14 protein-coding genes are annotated in these 15,499 nt (G+C 61.3%); 9 read left to right on the plus strand and 5 right to left on the minus strand.

The features are described 5' to 3' along the window. The coding region (locus L972_RS20835) for an FAD-dependent oxidoreductase (protein ID WP_047438229.1) at positions 1–724 on the minus strand (724 nt) is incomplete at its 3' end. A 265-nt stretch (positions 725–989) separates the two neighbouring features. On the opposite strand from L972_RS20835, the gene miaB reads away from it, so the two are divergent. The 5 genes from miaB (at position 990) to lnt (ending at position 6,670) form a co-directional block, all read left to right on the plus strand. After that, on the plus strand, positions 990–2,423 hold the full coding sequence (miaB, locus tag L972_RS10265) for a tRNA (N6-isopentenyl adenosine(37)-C2)-methylthiotransferase MiaB (protein WP_042082727.1): 1,434 nt from the start codon (positions 990–992) through the stop codon (positions 2,421–2,423). 54 nt (positions 2,424–2,477) lie between these two features. Then, complete coding sequence (locus L972_RS10270) at positions 2,478–3,536, plus strand: PhoH family protein (RefSeq protein WP_047438025.1); 1,059 nt, start codon at positions 2,478–2,480, stop codon at positions 3,534–3,536. Then, positions 3,533–3,997 (plus strand): rRNA maturation RNase YbeY, encoded by a 465-nt coding sequence (ybeY, locus tag L972_RS10275; protein ID WP_047438028.1) that lies wholly within the window; start codon positions 3,533–3,535, stop codon positions 3,995–3,997. Before L972_RS10270 ends, ybeY begins: the two co-directional genes overlap by 4 nt. A 95-nt stretch (positions 3,998–4,092) precedes the next feature. Continuing rightward, complete coding sequence (corC, locus tag L972_RS10280) at positions 4,093–4,977, plus strand: CNNM family magnesium/cobalt transport protein CorC (RefSeq protein ID WP_005354092.1); 885 nt, start codon at positions 4,093–4,095, stop codon at positions 4,975–4,977. A gap of 148 nt (positions 4,978–5,125) precedes the next feature. Further along, positions 5,126–6,670: an apolipoprotein N-acyltransferase gene (lnt, locus tag L972_RS10285; RefSeq protein ID WP_047438030.1), complete on the plus strand. Its 1,545-nt coding sequence runs from the start codon at positions 5,126–5,128 to the stop codon at positions 6,668–6,670. Positions 6,671–6,736: 66 nt separating this feature from the next. On the opposite strand, the gene L972_RS10290 is transcribed toward lnt, so the two are convergent. The 3 genes from L972_RS10290 to L972_RS10300 form a co-directional block, all read right to left on the minus strand. Beyond that, a complete protein-coding gene (locus L972_RS10290) occupies positions 6,737–7,921 on the minus strand; it encodes a MerR family transcriptional regulator (protein ID WP_047438033.1) in 1,185 nt (394 codons plus the stop codon). 167 nt (positions 7,922–8,088) lie between these two features. Further along, positions 8,089–9,819 carry a single-stranded-DNA-specific exonuclease RecJ gene (gene recJ / locus L972_RS10295; protein WP_047438035.1) on the minus strand — a complete coding sequence of 577 codons (1,731 nt, stop codon included), beginning with the start codon at positions 9,817–9,819 and terminating at the stop codon, positions 8,089–8,091. Beyond that, positions 9,785–10,432, minus strand: a complete 648-nt coding sequence (locus tag L972_RS10300) for a disulfide isomerase DsbC N-terminal domain-containing protein (RefSeq protein ID WP_005335146.1) — start codon at positions 10,430–10,432, stop codon at positions 9,785–9,787. Before L972_RS10300 ends, recJ begins: the two co-directional genes overlap by 35 nt. 316 nt (positions 10,433–10,748) lie before the next feature. Here L972_RS10300 and mscL point away from each other — a divergent pair, with 316 nt between their 5' ends. Continuing rightward, on the plus strand, positions 10,749–11,159 hold the full coding sequence (gene mscL, locus L972_RS10305; protein ID WP_047438040.1) for a large-conductance mechanosensitive channel protein MscL: 411 nt from the start codon (positions 10,749–10,751) through the stop codon (positions 11,157–11,159). 72 nt (positions 11,160–11,231) lie between these two features. Here the strand turns inward: mscL and xerD are convergent, their stop codons facing one another. After that, positions 11,232–12,131: a site-specific tyrosine recombinase XerD gene (gene xerD, locus L972_RS10310; RefSeq protein WP_005362383.1), complete on the minus strand. Its 900-nt coding sequence runs from the start codon at positions 12,129–12,131 to the stop codon at positions 11,232–11,234. 250 nt (positions 12,132–12,381) lie between these two features. On the opposite strand from xerD, the gene fldB reads away from it, so the two are divergent. From fldB to L972_RS10325, 3 genes are all read left to right on the plus strand, one after another. After that, positions 12,382–12,900 (plus strand): flavodoxin FldB, encoded by a 519-nt coding sequence (fldB, locus tag L972_RS10315; RefSeq protein WP_005335151.1) that lies wholly within the window; start codon positions 12,382–12,384, stop codon positions 12,898–12,900. A 203-nt stretch (positions 12,901–13,103) separates the two neighbouring features. Continuing rightward, positions 13,104–14,504 (plus strand): TldD/PmbA family protein, encoded by a 1,401-nt coding sequence (locus L972_RS10320; protein ID WP_047438042.1) that lies wholly within the window; start codon positions 13,104–13,106, stop codon positions 14,502–14,504. After that, positions 14,504–15,499, plus strand: a 996-nt coding sequence (locus L972_RS10325; RefSeq protein WP_047438045.1) for a TldD/PmbA family protein, incomplete at its 3' end; no start/stop codon positions are given. The genes L972_RS10320 and L972_RS10325, both read left to right, overlap by 1 nt.

A 15,499-nucleotide genomic window follows, 5' to 3' on the forward strand; every position in this document is an offset into this window, starting at 1 on the left:
CTTCGTTGCTCATGGCCGCCAGCGCGCGGATACGGGCCGGGCTGTCATACCACACCAGAGAACCGTGCTGACCGGGCAGCGGCAGGAAGGCCCGCGGGCCGCTCGGGGTGAACTGCTGCCAGGTGATATCTTCCTGCGCAAAGTCGGTGTCGATATTGATCAGCATGCAGTGCTGGCGGTACTCGAAGCGCGATACGCCGATACCCGCCAGCTTGCGGGTGTGGGATTCGGCACCGTCGCAGGCCAGCACCCAGCGGGCCGCCAGCTCGGAGCCATCATCCAGAGTCAGCACAGCTTCATCCGCACTCTGGCGCAGGCTGGTCACCGCCGCCGGGGTGTGGGTCTGGATGGTGGGAAAATCCTCCATCCGTTTGAGCAGGGCGAGCTGCACCAACCGATTTTCGATGATGTAGCCGAGCTGGGGCAGACCGAGATCGGCGGCATTGAAGCGGGTGGCAAAACCGTCCAGCTCCCAGGTCTCCAGTCGGCGGTAGGGGCAGAGCCGCATCTGCTGCAGATGGTGCCAGGCACCGGCCTGCTCCAGCAGCGCCACCGAGGCCTGACTGATGGCGGAGACCCGCAGATCCAGCGGCTGCTCCGGCGCGTAATGCTCCGGCAGTTGGGTCTCGATGACCCGCACCGAGAGGCCCTGAGCTGCCAGCAGACAGGCGGTGGCGGCGCCCACCATGCCGGCGCCGACGATGGCGATATCACACTGTTCCATACATTTATTCCTGAAAGGGTGCGTCCGGCGACAGCGCCCGGACGTGAACCGGATGGCAGCATGATAGCGCAAGGGCGGCTGATAAACAGTGAGACAAACGGGGAATTGCTGCGTCAAATCAAGGAGAAAGCTTATTGAGCTTGCAGGCAACAGGTATCGGGTGAGCACCATTGCCAGCTGGATATTAGCTAGGCAGTATCCAGATTGCAGAGTAAAATGCGCGGTCCTTTGACCATGCCGATTTCAAAACAAGTCAAGAGAAGCAATGAGCAAGAAACTTCACATTAAAACCTGGGGTTGCCAGATGAACGAGTATGACTCGTCCAAAATGGCCGACCTGTTGGATGCCAGCAATGGCTACACCCTTACCGAAGAGCCCGAAGAGGCAGATGTCTTGCTGCTGAATACCTGCTCCATCCGCGAAAAGGCGCAGGAGAAGGTGTTCCACCAGCTGGGACGCTGGAAAAAGCTCAAGGCCAACAAGCCCGGTCTGGTGATCGGCGTGGGTGGCTGCGTTGCCTCTCAGGAGGGCGATGCCATCCGCCAGCGCGCTCCCTATGTGGATATCGTGTTCGGCCCGCAGACCCTGCATCGCCTGCCCGCCATGATCAAGGAAGTGCAAGAGGGCCGTGGTGCCCAGGTTGATATCGCCTTCCCCGAGATCGAAAAATTCGACAGCCTGCCCGAACCGCGCGCCGAAGGGGCCACCGCGTTCGTCTCCATCATGGAAGGCTGCTCTAAATACTGTACTTACTGCGTGGTGCCCTACACCCGCGGTGAAGAGGTGAGCCGACCGCTGGACGACGTGCTCTACGAAATCGCCCAGCTCGCCCAGCAGGGCGTGCGCGAAGTGAACCTGCTCGGCCAGAACGTCAACGCTTACCGCGGCCCGACCTTTGATGACGGCATCTGCACCTTCGCCGAGTTGCTGCGTCTGGTGGCCGCCATCGACGGTATCGATCGCATTCGCTACACCACCAGCCACCCGATCGAATTCACCGACGACATCATCGAAGTCTACAAAGATACCCCGGAAGTGGTCAGCTTCCTGCACCTGCCGGTGCAGAGCGGCTCCGACCGCATCCTGACCATGATGAAGCGCCCGCACACCATCCTGGAGTACAAATCCAAGATCCGTCGCCTGCGTGCCGCCCGTCCCGACATCACCATCAGCTCCGACTTCATCGTTGGCTTCCCGAACGAGACGGACGAAGACTTTGAAGCGACCATGAAGCTGATCGAGGATGTGGGTTTCGACATGAGCTTCAGCTTCATCTTCAGTCCGCGCCCGGGCACCCCGGCCGCCGACATGCCCGACGATGTCGACATGGAAGTGAAGAAAGCCCGTCTGGCTCGCCTGCAGCACGTCATCAACAACCAGGCGATGCAGATTGGCCGTGCCATGCTGGGCACCACCCAGCGCATCCTGGTGGAAGGGCCCTCCAAGCTCGACCCGATGCAGCTGTGTGGTCGCACCGAGAACAACCGGGTGGTCAACTTCGAAGGCCAGCACACCCTGATCGGCGGCTTTGCCGACGTGGAGATCACCGAGGTGCGTCCCAACTCCCTGCGCGGCAAGTTCATCCGCGGCGAGAGCGAGATGAACCTGCGGATCGCCACCGCACCGAGCGAAATCCTGGCACGTCGCCCGGATAACGTGCCGGACGAGCTGGGCGTTGCCGCCTTCACTCCCCATTAATCCCCTCCTCCCCATTCGCCCGGCGGATGGGGAGCGCCTTGAGACGAGGATATTTTGAGCCGACACATCTCGACCCTGAATCTGCATCTGGAGCCCGCCGACAACCAGCGCCTTGCCAGCCTGTGCGGCCCCTTCGATGACAACATCAAGCAGCTGGAGCGCCGCCTCGGCGTCGAGATCAGCTACCGTGACAGCCACTTCCAGCTGGTGGGCAAACCGGCCCAGCTGGATGCCGCCGCCGTCATCCTCAAGCACCTTTATGTGGAAACCCAGCCCCTCAAGGGTGGCAAGGTGACCGATATCACTCCCGACATGGTCCATCTGGCCATTCAGGAGTCGCGGGTGCTGGAGCAGGATGACGAACCGGCGCCGAGCATCCCCTATGGCAAGGAGGTGACGGTCAAGACCAAGCGCGGTCTCATCAAGCCACGCAGCCCAAATCAGGCCCAATACATTGCCAATATCGTGCGCCACGATATCTGCTTCGGCATTGGCCCGGCCGGTACCGGCAAGACCTATCTGGCGGTCGCAGCGGCGGTGGATGCTCTGGAGCGTCAGGAAATTCGCCGCATTTTGCTGACTCGCCCGGCGGTGGAAGCGGGGGAGAAGCTGGGCTTCCTGCCCGGGGATCTCTCCCAGAAGGTGGATCCTTACCTGCGCCCGCTCTACGACGCCCTGTTCGAGATGCTGGGCTTTGAGCGGGTCGAGAAGCTGATGGAGCGCAACATCATCGAGGTGGCGCCGCTCGCCTATATGCGCGGAAGAACCCTCAATGACGCCTTTATCATTCTCGATGAGGCCCAGAACACCACCACCGAGCAGATGAAGATGTTCCTGACCCGGATCGGCTTCAACTCCAAGGCCGTGGTCACCGGCGACATCACCCAGGTAGACCTGCCGCGCAACGCCAAATCCGGCCTGCGCCACGCGCTGGAAGTGCTGCCAGGGGTCGATGGTCTGTCGTTCAACTTCTTCGAATCCAAAGACGTGGTGCGCCACCCTGTGGTGGCCCGCATCGTGCAGGCTTATGAGGCATTCGATGCCAAACAGGCAGCGGAAAAAGCAGCCCCCATTTTTGGGAAAGAGAGCATCGGCAAAGAGAGTGAGCAATGAGCGTAACCCTGGATCTGCAGCTGGCCAGTGCCAGCACTGACGGCCTGCCCACCGAAGCCCAGTTGCAAGGCTGGCTCGACGGCACCATTCTCGGCTTCCAGCAGGAGGCTGAAGTGACGGTGCGCATCGTCGACGAGGCGGAGAGCAACGAGCTCAACCTCACCTATCGCGGCAAGGACAAGCCCACCAATGTGCTCTCCTTCCCGTTCGAGGCGCCACCCGGTCTGGAGCTGCCGCTGCTCGGCGATCTGGTGATCTGCCGTCAGGTGGTGGAACAGGAAGCAAACGAGCAGAATAAGCCCCTCATGGCCCACTGGGCCCACATGGTTGTGCACGGCAGTCTGCATCTGCTAGGTTATGACCATATCGAAGATGAGGAAGCCGAAGAGATGGAAGCGCTTGAGCGCGACATCATGCAGGAGCTCGGTTTTGCCGATCCTTATCTGAACGACGAAGAGTAAAGAGCCGGATGGTCATCGTCTTGAAACAGCAGATGGCCATCCTTATATAACCCGAACTATTTCAAGTGTGTTCATACGAGTAACCAAGAGAGAAAATGACCGACGATCACCCTAGTACCGGCTCGCCGAAGAAAACCTGGCTCGACAAACTCAGCCAACTCTTCCAGGGCGAGCCAAAAGACCGCAATGATTTGGTAGACGTGATAGCCGATGCCGAAGAGCGCGACCTCATCGATCAGGACACCAAGGACATGATCGAGGGGGTGCTGGAGATCGCCGATCTTCGCGTGCGCGATATCATGATCCCCCGCTCCCAGATGGTGACCATCGAGAAATCCCAACCGGTGGATGCAATCCTGCCGGTGATCATCGAGTCCGGCCACTCCCGCTTCCCGGTGATCAACGAGGACAAGGATCATGTAGAGGGCATTCTGCTCGCCAAGGATCTGCTCCCCTTCGGGTTTGGCGGCCATCACGCCAGCGAGCCGCTGCAGCTCGAGAAAATCTTGCGCCCCACGGTGATCGTGCCGGAAAGCAAACGGGTTGACCGTCTGCTCAAGGAGTTCCGTGAAGAGCGCTACCACATGGCCATTGTGGTCGACGAATTTGGTGGCGTCTCCGGTCTGGTGACCATCGAAGACATACTGGAACTGATCGTTGGCGAGATCGACGACGAGTTTGACGACATCGAGGATGAACCGGACGAAATCCGCCGCCTCAGCAAGCGGGTCTTCTCCATCAGTGCCCTGACCGAGATCGAGGATTTCAACGACTTCTTCGGCACCAAATTCAGCGATGAAGAGGTGGATACGGTAGGCGGTCTGGTGATGCACGCATTCAGCCACCTGCCCAAGAAGGGCGAGGAGATCGAGCTGGACGGCTACCTGTTCAAGGTGATGCATGCCGACCGGCGTCGTCTGCAGCAGTTGCAGGTGAAGATCCCCGAGCACCACGCGGCGGCGCAATCCGAGCCGCAATAGGCAGATCCGCTCGATGTGTGAAACAACGCCCCGACCTCGGGGCGTTGTGCTCTCTGCCACCGGCATCGAGGCTCGCCGTTGCCCCGCTTACAGGTTAAGATACCGGCCATTCGACCCCAGTTGCACACCAAGACGAGCACCATCGCCCGTGAGATTATCCCCTGTTACTTCCAAAATTCTGTTAAGCCTCAGTGCATTGGCCTCTGGTGCCATCGCCGTGCTGGCCTTCTCCCCCTTCGGCTACTGGCCGCTGGTGATCCCCTCCCTGCTTGGCCTCTACGCCCTGCTGGACAAAGCCACGCCGAAACAGGCCGCCTGGCGCGGTTTTGGCTACGCCATGGGACTCTTTTTGCCGGGGCTGTGGTGGATCCACGTCAGCATGACCGAGTTTGGCGGCATCCCGCTGCCGGTCGCCTTCGTCCTGCTGGCCGGGCTCTCCGCCTATCTGGCACTCTACCCGACGCTCGCCTGCTGGGTCTTTGCCCGCTTCTTTGGCGGCCGTCACTGGAGCCGCTGGCTGCTCGCCTTCCCGGCCCTCTGGTTGGTGGCTGACTGGCTGCGCGGCTGGGTGATGACCGGCTTCCCCTGGCTCTGGTTTGGTTACAGCCAGATCGACGGCCCGCTCAAGGGCTTTGCCCCCATTCTCGGGGTGCAGGGCATCACCCTCGCCCTGTTGCTGTCCGCCTCCGCTATCTGGCTGGTGTGGAAATCCCGCTCCCCGCTCTGGCTGGCGGTGCCCGCCCTGCTGGTTGCCGGTGCCCACGGCCTGATGCAGCTCAACTGGGTCACCCGTGGCGAGCCGGTCAAGGTGGCACTGGTGCAGGGCAATATCGCCCAGTCCCTCAAGTGGGATCCGGAGGCGCTGGCCCCCACGGTGCGCACCTATCAGGACTTGAGCCGCGAGAATCAGGATGCCGACATCATCATCTGGCCGGAGTCGGCGATCCCGGCCATCGAGAAGGCGATGGGCCCCTATCTGGAGAATCTGGACAAGGCGATGAAGGTGAACGATACCGGCCTGCTGGCTGGGATTATTCACTACGACGAGCAGCAACAGCGCTTCTACAATACCGTGCTCGGCATGGGGGTGCAGGATGCGGATGGCAAGGAGTCCTACTTCTACAACCACTCCAACCGCTACAACAAGTACCACCTGCTGCCCATCGGTGAGTTCGTGCCGTTTGAAGATCTGCTGCGCCCCATCGCCCCCTTCTTCAACCTGCCGATGTCCTCCTTCAGCCGGGGTGACGAAGTACAGCCAAACCTGATCGCCAAGGGGCTCAAGTTTGCCGCCGCCATCTGCTACGAGATCATCTTCCCGGAGGAGGTACGCCGCAACGTCAATGCCGATACCGACTTCCTGCTGACCGTCTCCAACGACGCCTGGTTCGGTACCAGCATCGGCCCCTGGCAACATATGGAGATCGCCCGGATGCGCGCGCTGGAGCTGGCTCGTCCGCTGCTGCGGGACACCAACACCGGCATCACCATCGTGACCGAGATCGACGGCAGCATCATTGGCCAGATCCCGCAGTTTGAAGCGGGCGTGCTGCGCAGCGAGGTGCGTCCCGCCCACGGCGAGACCCCCTATATGCGCTTTGGCAGCTGGCCCCTCTACGGTTTGACCGTGCTGCTGCTGGGTCTGGCGCTGGCGCTGCGCCCCAAAGCTCACCCCTGGGCCCGCGAGCTGTAATGGCCATCAGCCATCCCAGATAAACAACGAGGCGCCCGCAGGCGCCTCATTTTTTACGACAACTTATCACGCATCTTTTTGCAGGCAGCAGATCACATAGCCGTAACTGCCCAGATATTGGCGGTGGATGGCCACTTCCCGGCTCAAGTCCTGCCAGGCAGCACTCTCCCCCAGCTCGTCACGATAGCGCACCAGATTGACCTCGATAGGGTCCAGATAGTTGTTCCAGGCGCTCATCGGCAAGGGAGTGTGTGACAGGCAGCGGTAGCCTGCCGCTTGTACCGTCTCAAGCAGGCCCGCCAGCGTCTGCATGGCGGGATAATCCTGCTGCCAGAATGCCAATGCCTCCTCGGGCGGGTTATCGGTCAGCCAGACCGCATCACTGAGCACGATGCAAGCCTGCGGACTCGCGAGTAGCGGACGCCACGCCTTCAGCGCATTGGCAACCCCCATCACGTAAGCGCTCCCCTCTGCCCAGATGAGGTCGGCCGGGGCCAGATCGTCCGGCAGTGCCGCCATGTTGGCGCAGAGGGTGGAGACATGCTCAAAGCCCGCTGCACGGGCGGAGTGCGCCACGGCGGCCAGCGCCTCCTCTTCCAGATCGATGGCCACGATGGCGGCATCGGTCACCTGAGCCAGCGCCATGGTCGAGGCACCGCGCCCGCAACCCATGTCGAGGATCCGGCGCGGCCGGATGGGCAAGGCGGCAAACTGCTGCTGAGTGAAGGCGCGATCCCCCGGCCCCCAGTAACTCATGCCATCCAGCAGCTGGATAAAATCCTTGATGTAACGCTCATGTTCATTCATGTCTTTGCTCAACCATTGCAAGTGGTAGCGATCTTTCTCGCTAAAACCCTGTTTCATCACCCACGCGAAGTAGGCCTCCGGTGCCTCGCGCTGCAGTTGCAGCTGCCAGGCCTTGAATTCCTCACCGGAGCGCGGGCGCAGCCCTGCCAGATCCGCCAACAGATCCCGGGCGCGCTGCATCCGCGCCAGCTCCTCATCCAGCTCCCTGACCCGGGCCTGCAATGCCGCCTGATCTATCTCACCAGCCAGACAGGCGAGGCACTGCTTGAGGCTGAGACCACCTGCCTGCAGGGCCTGCACCATTTGCAGTCGTTGCAGATCCCCCTCGTCATAGTGGCGATAGCCGTTGGCGGCCCGGGTGCCGGCAATCACCCCCAGCTTCTCGTAATAGAGCAGGGTGGAGCGGGCGAGGCCGCAGCGGCGGGCCAGTTCGGATATTTTCATGGCAATCACTCACGGGGCGGGCCCTCAGGTGACCCGATAGAGACGAGCTTAAACTGTAAAGCTATAGACAGGTCAACGCCCTTTTCCAGAGATCCGCCATCAAAAACGGCCACCCGAGGGTGGCCGTTGTCAGCGATGTCAGCGATCAGAGCAGCAATGCTACCGGCTCAGAGACCGGCCGCCTCCAGATGTTCCACCAGCAGCTGCACGCAGCGGTTGCCGCGCCACTCGTTGACGTCAAGCCGGTAGACAAGCCGCACCCGCTTGACCGAGGCATCGGGCCAGCGCTTGAGATCGACGCCAAAGGCGATGGCATCCACCGCGTGACCGGAATCGGTTGTCAGCATCATCTTGAGGTGCTTCTCCCCCACCAGCCGCTGCTGCACCAGCACGAATTCGCCGTCGAACAGCGGCTCGGGGAAGGCCTGACCCCAGGGGCCGGAGGCGCGAATAAGCTCCGCCAGCTCGAGGTTGAGCTCATCCGGCAACAACTCGCCATCGGTGAGCAACACCCCGGTCAAAAGCTCCGGTGTCACCAGCTCACTGATGACCGCCTCAAAGGCCCGACCGAACGCCTCGATATTGGCCTTGGGCAGGGTCAACCCCGCCGCCATGGCATGGCCACCAAACTTGCCCATCAGGCCCGGGTGGCGGGTATCGAGCAGTTCCAGCGCATCGCGCAAGTGCACGCCAGGGATGGAGCGGCCGGAGCCCTTGAGCTCGGTCTCGCTGCTCTCGGCAAAGGCAATGACCGGGCGGTAGTATTTCTCCTTCACCTTGGAGGCCACCAGCCCCACCACCCCCTGATGCCACTCGTCCCGGTGCAGCACTATGCCCGACGGCACCTCGCCATCGCGAAACCGGATCTGCTCCAGGGTGGCGAGGGCCTCCTGCTGCATCCCCTGCTCAATCTCCTTGCGCTCCTGATTGAGGCTGTCCATCTCGGCCGCAAGCTGGCGCGCCAAATTGAGATCATCGCAGAGCAGACAGGCGACCCCGAGGGACATGTCATCGAGACGGCCCACCGCGTTGAGACGCGGCCCCAGCGCAAAACCGAGGTCGGCAGCGGTGAGACGGCGACCATCGCGACTCGACACATCCACCAGCGCCTGAATGCCGGGGCGACAGCGCCCGGCCCGGATCCGCTGCAAGCCCTGATGGACCAAAATGCGGTTGTTGCCATCGAGCGCCACCACGTCGGCAACCGTGCCGAGGGCCACCAGATCGAGGTAATCCGCCACATTGGGCGCGCGCAACCCTTGCCGTTCGTACCAGCCGAGCTGGCGCAGATGGGTATTGAGGGCCGCCATCAGGTAGAAGGCTACCCCCACCCCGGCCAGCGACTTGGAGGGGAAATCGCAACCGCGCTGGTTCGGGTTGACGATGGCATCGGCGTCAGGCAGCTCCTGACCCGGTAAATGGTGATCGGTAACCAGTACCTGCATGCCGGCCGCCTTGGCTGCCGCCACCCCGGCGATGCTGGAGATGCCGTTATCCACCGTGATCAGAAACTCGGCGCCGCGCGCCACCGCCAGCTCGACAATCTCGGGGGTGAGGCCGTAGCCAAACTCGAAGCGGTTGGGCACCAGAAAATCGATGTGGCGGCCACCCATGGCGCGCAGGGCCAGCACACACAGCGCCGAACTGGTGGCGCCGTCGCAGTCGAAGTCGCCGACGATAAGGATCCGTTTCTGGGCAATCAGGGCATCCGCCAGCAGCGGCACCGCCTGCTCCATCCCATAGAGGCGCTGGGGCGGCAACAGCTGGCTGGCGCTGCGCTCCAGCAGGGCGGGATCCTCTACGCCACGGCTGGCGAAGATTTGGCGAAGCAGGGGATGCAGGGTGGCAGGCAGATGGGAATCATCAACTCGCGGACGACGACGGATTTGCAGGGACATCAATATGATCCAGTATCTTGAGCAGCTGTTCGGGGCTCTGATACCCGCGCACCAGATCCCCGTCGGAGGAGACCCAGGCCGGCAGTACCTTGACCCCCAACCATTGGCTCAGGCCAATATTTTGGATAAGGGTCTCACTACATGCCGTTTGAGGCAAATAGGCTTTTAACGGATCATTTTGCAGCAGGGGATCGCTGCACCAGTCGGCGGCCCGTTCGGCGTGATCAATCACCGGATAGAGTGCCACGCTCACCCCGGATGCCTGCAGGTGTTGCAAGGTGCCGGAGAGCTGACGACGTTTGGCGTCCTGCTCGCCGAGAAACAGCGCGACCCGGTGACGCTCATCCCGAGCCTTGAGCACGATGGGGGCATGGGCCACCTGTGCCAAGCCAAGTCGGCGCTGCTCGCGCATACCCGAGATGGTCAGGTTCTTCATGTCGCGGGTCATATCCAGCATGACCCCCTGCACCACATAATCCCCTTTGGCATCGCTGTAGAGCACCCCCTGCGAGGTGCCCAGCATATACAACCCCGCGATCGGGGTCGGTTCAACCAGATAGACGGGGACCCCCAGCCGGGCCGTGATGGTCTGTTTCAAGGCTTGGGTATCCATCCCCGCTCTGGCAGCAAATGTGCACAAAAGCATCATTCCCAGTAGTAAATACTTCACTTGTTTACTCACGTGGTATGAATGAATCGACCCAGCAAACTACAGCAGCACAGCTCATCATTCAACCAGCTACTTACCAAAAAATTAATATCACTTTGTACCAAAAAAATGGCTCCTCCCGATTGCCAAGGACTCATAACGCCCGCAAGCTAGTCAGGACGACAGGAACAACGCGGCTTAGCCTCTGTTTTTCCTGACAAGAGTTCGCCCTTTGGCAAGGGTAATCAACGCGCTATCTTGTTTAATTTCGGAGGAAATAATGAGTCTGATTCAAGAGTTCAAGGCCTTTGCCGCCCGCGGCAACGTCATCGACATGGCGGTCGGTATCATCATTGGTGCCGCCTTCGGCAAAATTGTCTCCTCTTTTGTCGGTGACGTAATCATGCCGCCCATCGGCCTGATCCTGGGCGGCGTGGACTTCAGCGACCTGGCGGTCACCCTGAAGGCCGCAGAAGGTGCAACACCCGCCGTAGTTATCGCCTATGGCAAGTTCATCCAGACCATCATCGACTTTCTGATCATCTCTTTTGCCATCTTCATGGGACTGAAGGCCATCAACACCCTCAAGAAAAAGCAGGAAGAGGAAGCCGCCGCCCCGGCAGGCCCGACCAAGGATCAGGAGCTGCTGACCGAGATCCGTGATCTGCTGAAATCCCAGCAAGGGAAATAAGCGCCATCTCCTGTCGTGTAGAGATAAAAAAACCGCCTGCTGGCGGTTTTTTGTTTTTGGGAGGCCAGCCACTCAGGCTCTGGGGTGGTGCTCCCCGTGCAGCGCCTTGAGCCGTTCGTTGGCCACATGGGTGTAGATCTGGGTGGTGGAAAGATCCGCGTGACCCAGCAGCATCTGTACCACCCGCAGATCGGCGCCGTGGTTGAGCAGATGGGTGGCGAAGGCGTGGCGCAAGGTATGGGGGGATAGCTCACCGTTGATCCCGGCCCGCAGGGCATAGAGCTTGATGCGATGCCAGAAGGTCTGGCGAGTCATCATACGGGCCTGCTTGGAGGGAAACACCACATCCGAGCTGGTGCCCCCCAGCAGCAGGGTGCGGGCCTCCCGGTAGTAACGCTCCAGCCAGTGCATCGCCTCCTCGCCCATCGGCACCAGCCGCTCCTTGTTGCCCTTGCCCACTACGCGCACCAAGCCCTGACGCAAACTGACATGCTCGGCAGTGAGCCCCACCAGCTCGGAAACCCGCAAGCCGGTGGCGTAGAGCAGCTCCAGCATTGCCTTGTCCCGCAGCTCTAGCGGGTCATCCACCAGCGGCGCACTCAAGAGTGCCTCCACTTCCGCTTCGCTTAAATCGGAGGGAAGTTTTTTCGGCAGCTTGGGCCCCTCCAGCAGCACGGTCGGATCGTCGCTGCGCAGCTTCTCGCGGTTGAGATACTGGTAAAAGCGGCGCAGGGCCGACAGGAAGCGGGCGGTGCTGCTGGCAGCAAACTGGTGATCGACCCGCCAGGCGAGGTAGTGCTGGATCTCGTCCATCCCCGCCAGCAGCAGCGAGCTCCCCTGCTCGTCGAGCCAGAGGGAGAACTTCTCCAGATCGCTGCGATAGGAGCTGACCGTGTTGTCAGACAATCCCCGCTCCAGCCAGAGGGCATCGAGGAAGGGTTCAATCAGGGGATGGGGGTCGGGTTTGCTCATGGTGCGCTGCAATCAGGGGATTGATGGCCCATTGTAACGCGCCAACTCCTTGGAAAGACAAGGCACTTTCATTGGAAAGATAAGGCACGTTTGCCACGCCCCTTGCCGGGCGGTGAAGGTCGAATGGCAATCTGCTAGACTGGCGCCCTCCCCTTACGTTACCCATCGTGTTGCCAACATGGCGCAGCCCACACGAGCATGCGAGAACGCGCCAAAAGCAAGCGAGAAAGCGCCAACAGAGAGAAGAGCGATGAAGATTGGTCTGTTTTACGGTTCCACCACCTGCTACACCGAGATGGCTGCCGAGAAGATCCGCGCCCTCATCGGCCCCGAGCTGGTGGATATTCACAATATCAAAGATGTCTCCCTGCGCCGGATGGAGGATTACGAGATCCTGATCCTCGGCATATCCACCTGGGACTTTGGCGAACTGCAGGAGGACTGGGAGTCCCGCTGGGAAGATATCGCCGACCTCCATCTGGAGGGACGCATCGTTGCCCTGTTTGGCCTCGGCGATCAGCTCGGTTATGGCGAATGGTTCCAGGACGCCCTCGGCATGCTGCACGATCAGCTGGTGCCAAAAGGGGTCAAGCTGGTGGGCTACTGGCCCAACGAAGGGTACGAATTCGATGCCTCCAAGGCACTGATCGACGATGGCCGTCACTTCGTCGGGCTGGCCCTTGATGATGCCAACCAATATGACCAGACCGATCCGCGCATCGAGCAGTGGGTCGAGCAGATCCTGAGCGAAATCCACGCCCTGCTCTGATCTTTCCCACGTTTTGGCAAAAACGACCCTGAGCGCCTGGCCCTGGCCGCCGGGCGCAGTTATCGCACCGATTTTCTCAATCGGTATCATCGCATGACGCTATAGCGACTTTTTTGTGCTGGTCTGCAACAATGAACTCGACATCCCATAACAATCAGAGCCGGATGTCGGAAGCAAACGGACAGACCAGAAAAGGATATTCTATGACCCCATTCTCCCTGTTGGCCCCCACCATCGCCCGTGACGTGCTCGATCACGCGCTGGCGCTGGGTGCCGATTTCGCCGAGCTGTTTGTCGAGCGCAAGCGCCGCAGCCAGCTCAGCCTGCTCTCCAGCCAGATAGAGAACATCAGCGGCGGCCTCGATTTCGGCATCGGCGTGCGCCTCTGTTACGGCCACAAGGTGCTCTACGGCTACACCAATCTGGCCAGCCGCGACGAGCTGCTGCGCATTGTCACCCTGCTGGCGGCCAAAGACCGCCGCGACCCCGTGGTGACCGCCACCGCCTTCGATTTCACCCGCCTGAGCGATCGCAACCCGGTGGCCCTGCCGCTCTCGGCAGACAAGCTGCTGGAGCAGAAGATCGCCTATCTGCACGCCATGGATGCGGTGGCCCGCGCCGAGAGCAGCAAGGTGAGCCAGTTCTCCGGCAACGTGCTGGGCTGGGAGCAGGAGGTGGAAATCTTCAACAGCGAAGGAGTGCAAGTGGCCGATCGCCGCCACTACAACCGCATCATGGCCCAGACCATCGCAATGGAAGGGAGCGAGCAGAGCGTCGGTTACGAGGCCCCCGGCGCCCTGATGGGGTGGGAGCATGCCGATCGCATCGATCCGCGCGAGCTGGCGCTCACTGCCACCCGTCAGGCACTGGTGAAACTGGGCGCGGTTCCCTGCCCGAGCGGCACCCTGCCGGTCATCATGGAGAACGGCTTTGGCGGCGTCATCTTCCACGAGGCGTGCGGCCACCTGCTGGAGACTACCTCGGTAGCCAAAAAGGCCTCGGTATTCCACGACAAGATGGGCCAGCTTATCGCCAATCCGGTGGTCAATGCGGTGGACGAGGGACTGCAAGGCAACGCCTGGGGCTCCATCAACGTCGATGACGAGGGGATGGCGACCCAGCATACCCAGCTCATCAAGGACGGCATGCTGACCGGTTTTCTGGTGGACAGAATGGGTGCCCTCAAAACGGGCTACGCACGCACCGGCTCGGGGCGGCGCGAATCCTACAAGTACGCCCCCACCTCGCGCATGCGCAACACCTATATCGAACCGGGCAACCACAGCCTCGACGATATGCTAGCCACCGTCGAACATGGCATCTACGCCAAGAAGATGGGGGGCGGCTCGGTACAGCCCGGCACCGGTGAATTCAACTTCAACGTGCAGGAGGCCTACCTCATCGAGCACGGAAAGATCACCAAACCGCTCAAGTCGGCCACTCTGATCGGCACCGGCCCGCAGGTGCTGAAAGAGATCTCCATGGTGGGCCGCAACCTGGCACTGGCCGCCGGTATGTGCGGCTCGGTCTCGGGCTCGGTCCCCACCTCGGTGGGCCAGCCGGCGCTGAAAGTAGACAATATCCTGGTGGGAGGGAACACCTGATGAGCCAGCTCGACATGAACCAACTGCTCACTCGCCTGCTCGACAAGGTGGCCGACCTCAACGCCGAAGCAGACATCATCGCTAATCAGGAGAAGGCCTTCTCCCTCAAGGCAGACAAGGGCGAGCTGGGTGAATACAAGGTCACCAGCAGCCAGCAGCTCGGCATTCGCCTGATCAAAGAGGGCCGAGTCGGCATCGCCTACTCGGAATCCCTCGATGAGCTGGCGCTGGATGCCATGCTGCAGGATGCGCTCGATGCCAGCCGCTTTGCCAAGGTGGATCCGGATCAGCGCATCTCGGTGGCCAATAGCCGGATCACCACAGATTGCGCCGAGATCAACCAGCCAGATACCACGCCGGTTGAGGAGAAGATCGCCCTGGCCCTGCGCCTGGAATCTGACATGCTGGCCATGCCCGATGTGAGCGGCGCCCCCTACAACAGCTTCTTCGAAGGTGAGAGCCAGCTCTGGCTCGCCAACAGTCAGGGCACCCTCTGCCAGCACGGCGAGTTCAGCGTCGGCTGCTACACCTCGGCGCTGGTGGAACGGGATGGCCGCCAGTCGATGCACTCGCAGGGGCAGTATGGCCGTCGCTTCGACGAGCTGGATAGCCAGGCCCTGATCGAGCAGATCTACGCCATCGCCGATGGCCTGCTGCCCGGTGAAGCGGTGCCGAGCGGCCGCTACAGCGTCATCTTCAGCACCAACCGCTTCGCCAGCCTGTTTGGCTGCTTTCAGGGCGTGCTATCAGGCAAGTGGGCCCAACAAGGGATCAACCCCTGGCGCAGCAAGGTCGGCCAGAGCGTAGCGTCACGCTGGCTTACTCTGGAAAGCCGGGTCTATATGCCGGGCGGCATGAACATCAAGGCGTTTGATGGCGAGGGGGCGGCCAGCTCGGATCTGCTGCTGATTGGCGAAGGGGAGCTGAAAACCCTGCTCCACAACAGCGCCACCGCCCGCCACTTTGGCGTCGCCAGCAACGGCTCGGCCGCCCGC

It is taken from the genome of Aeromonas sp. ZOR0001 (genome assembly GCF_000801015.1).
GTDB lineage: Bacteria > Pseudomonadota > Gammaproteobacteria > Enterobacterales > Aeromonadaceae > Aeromonas > Aeromonas veronii.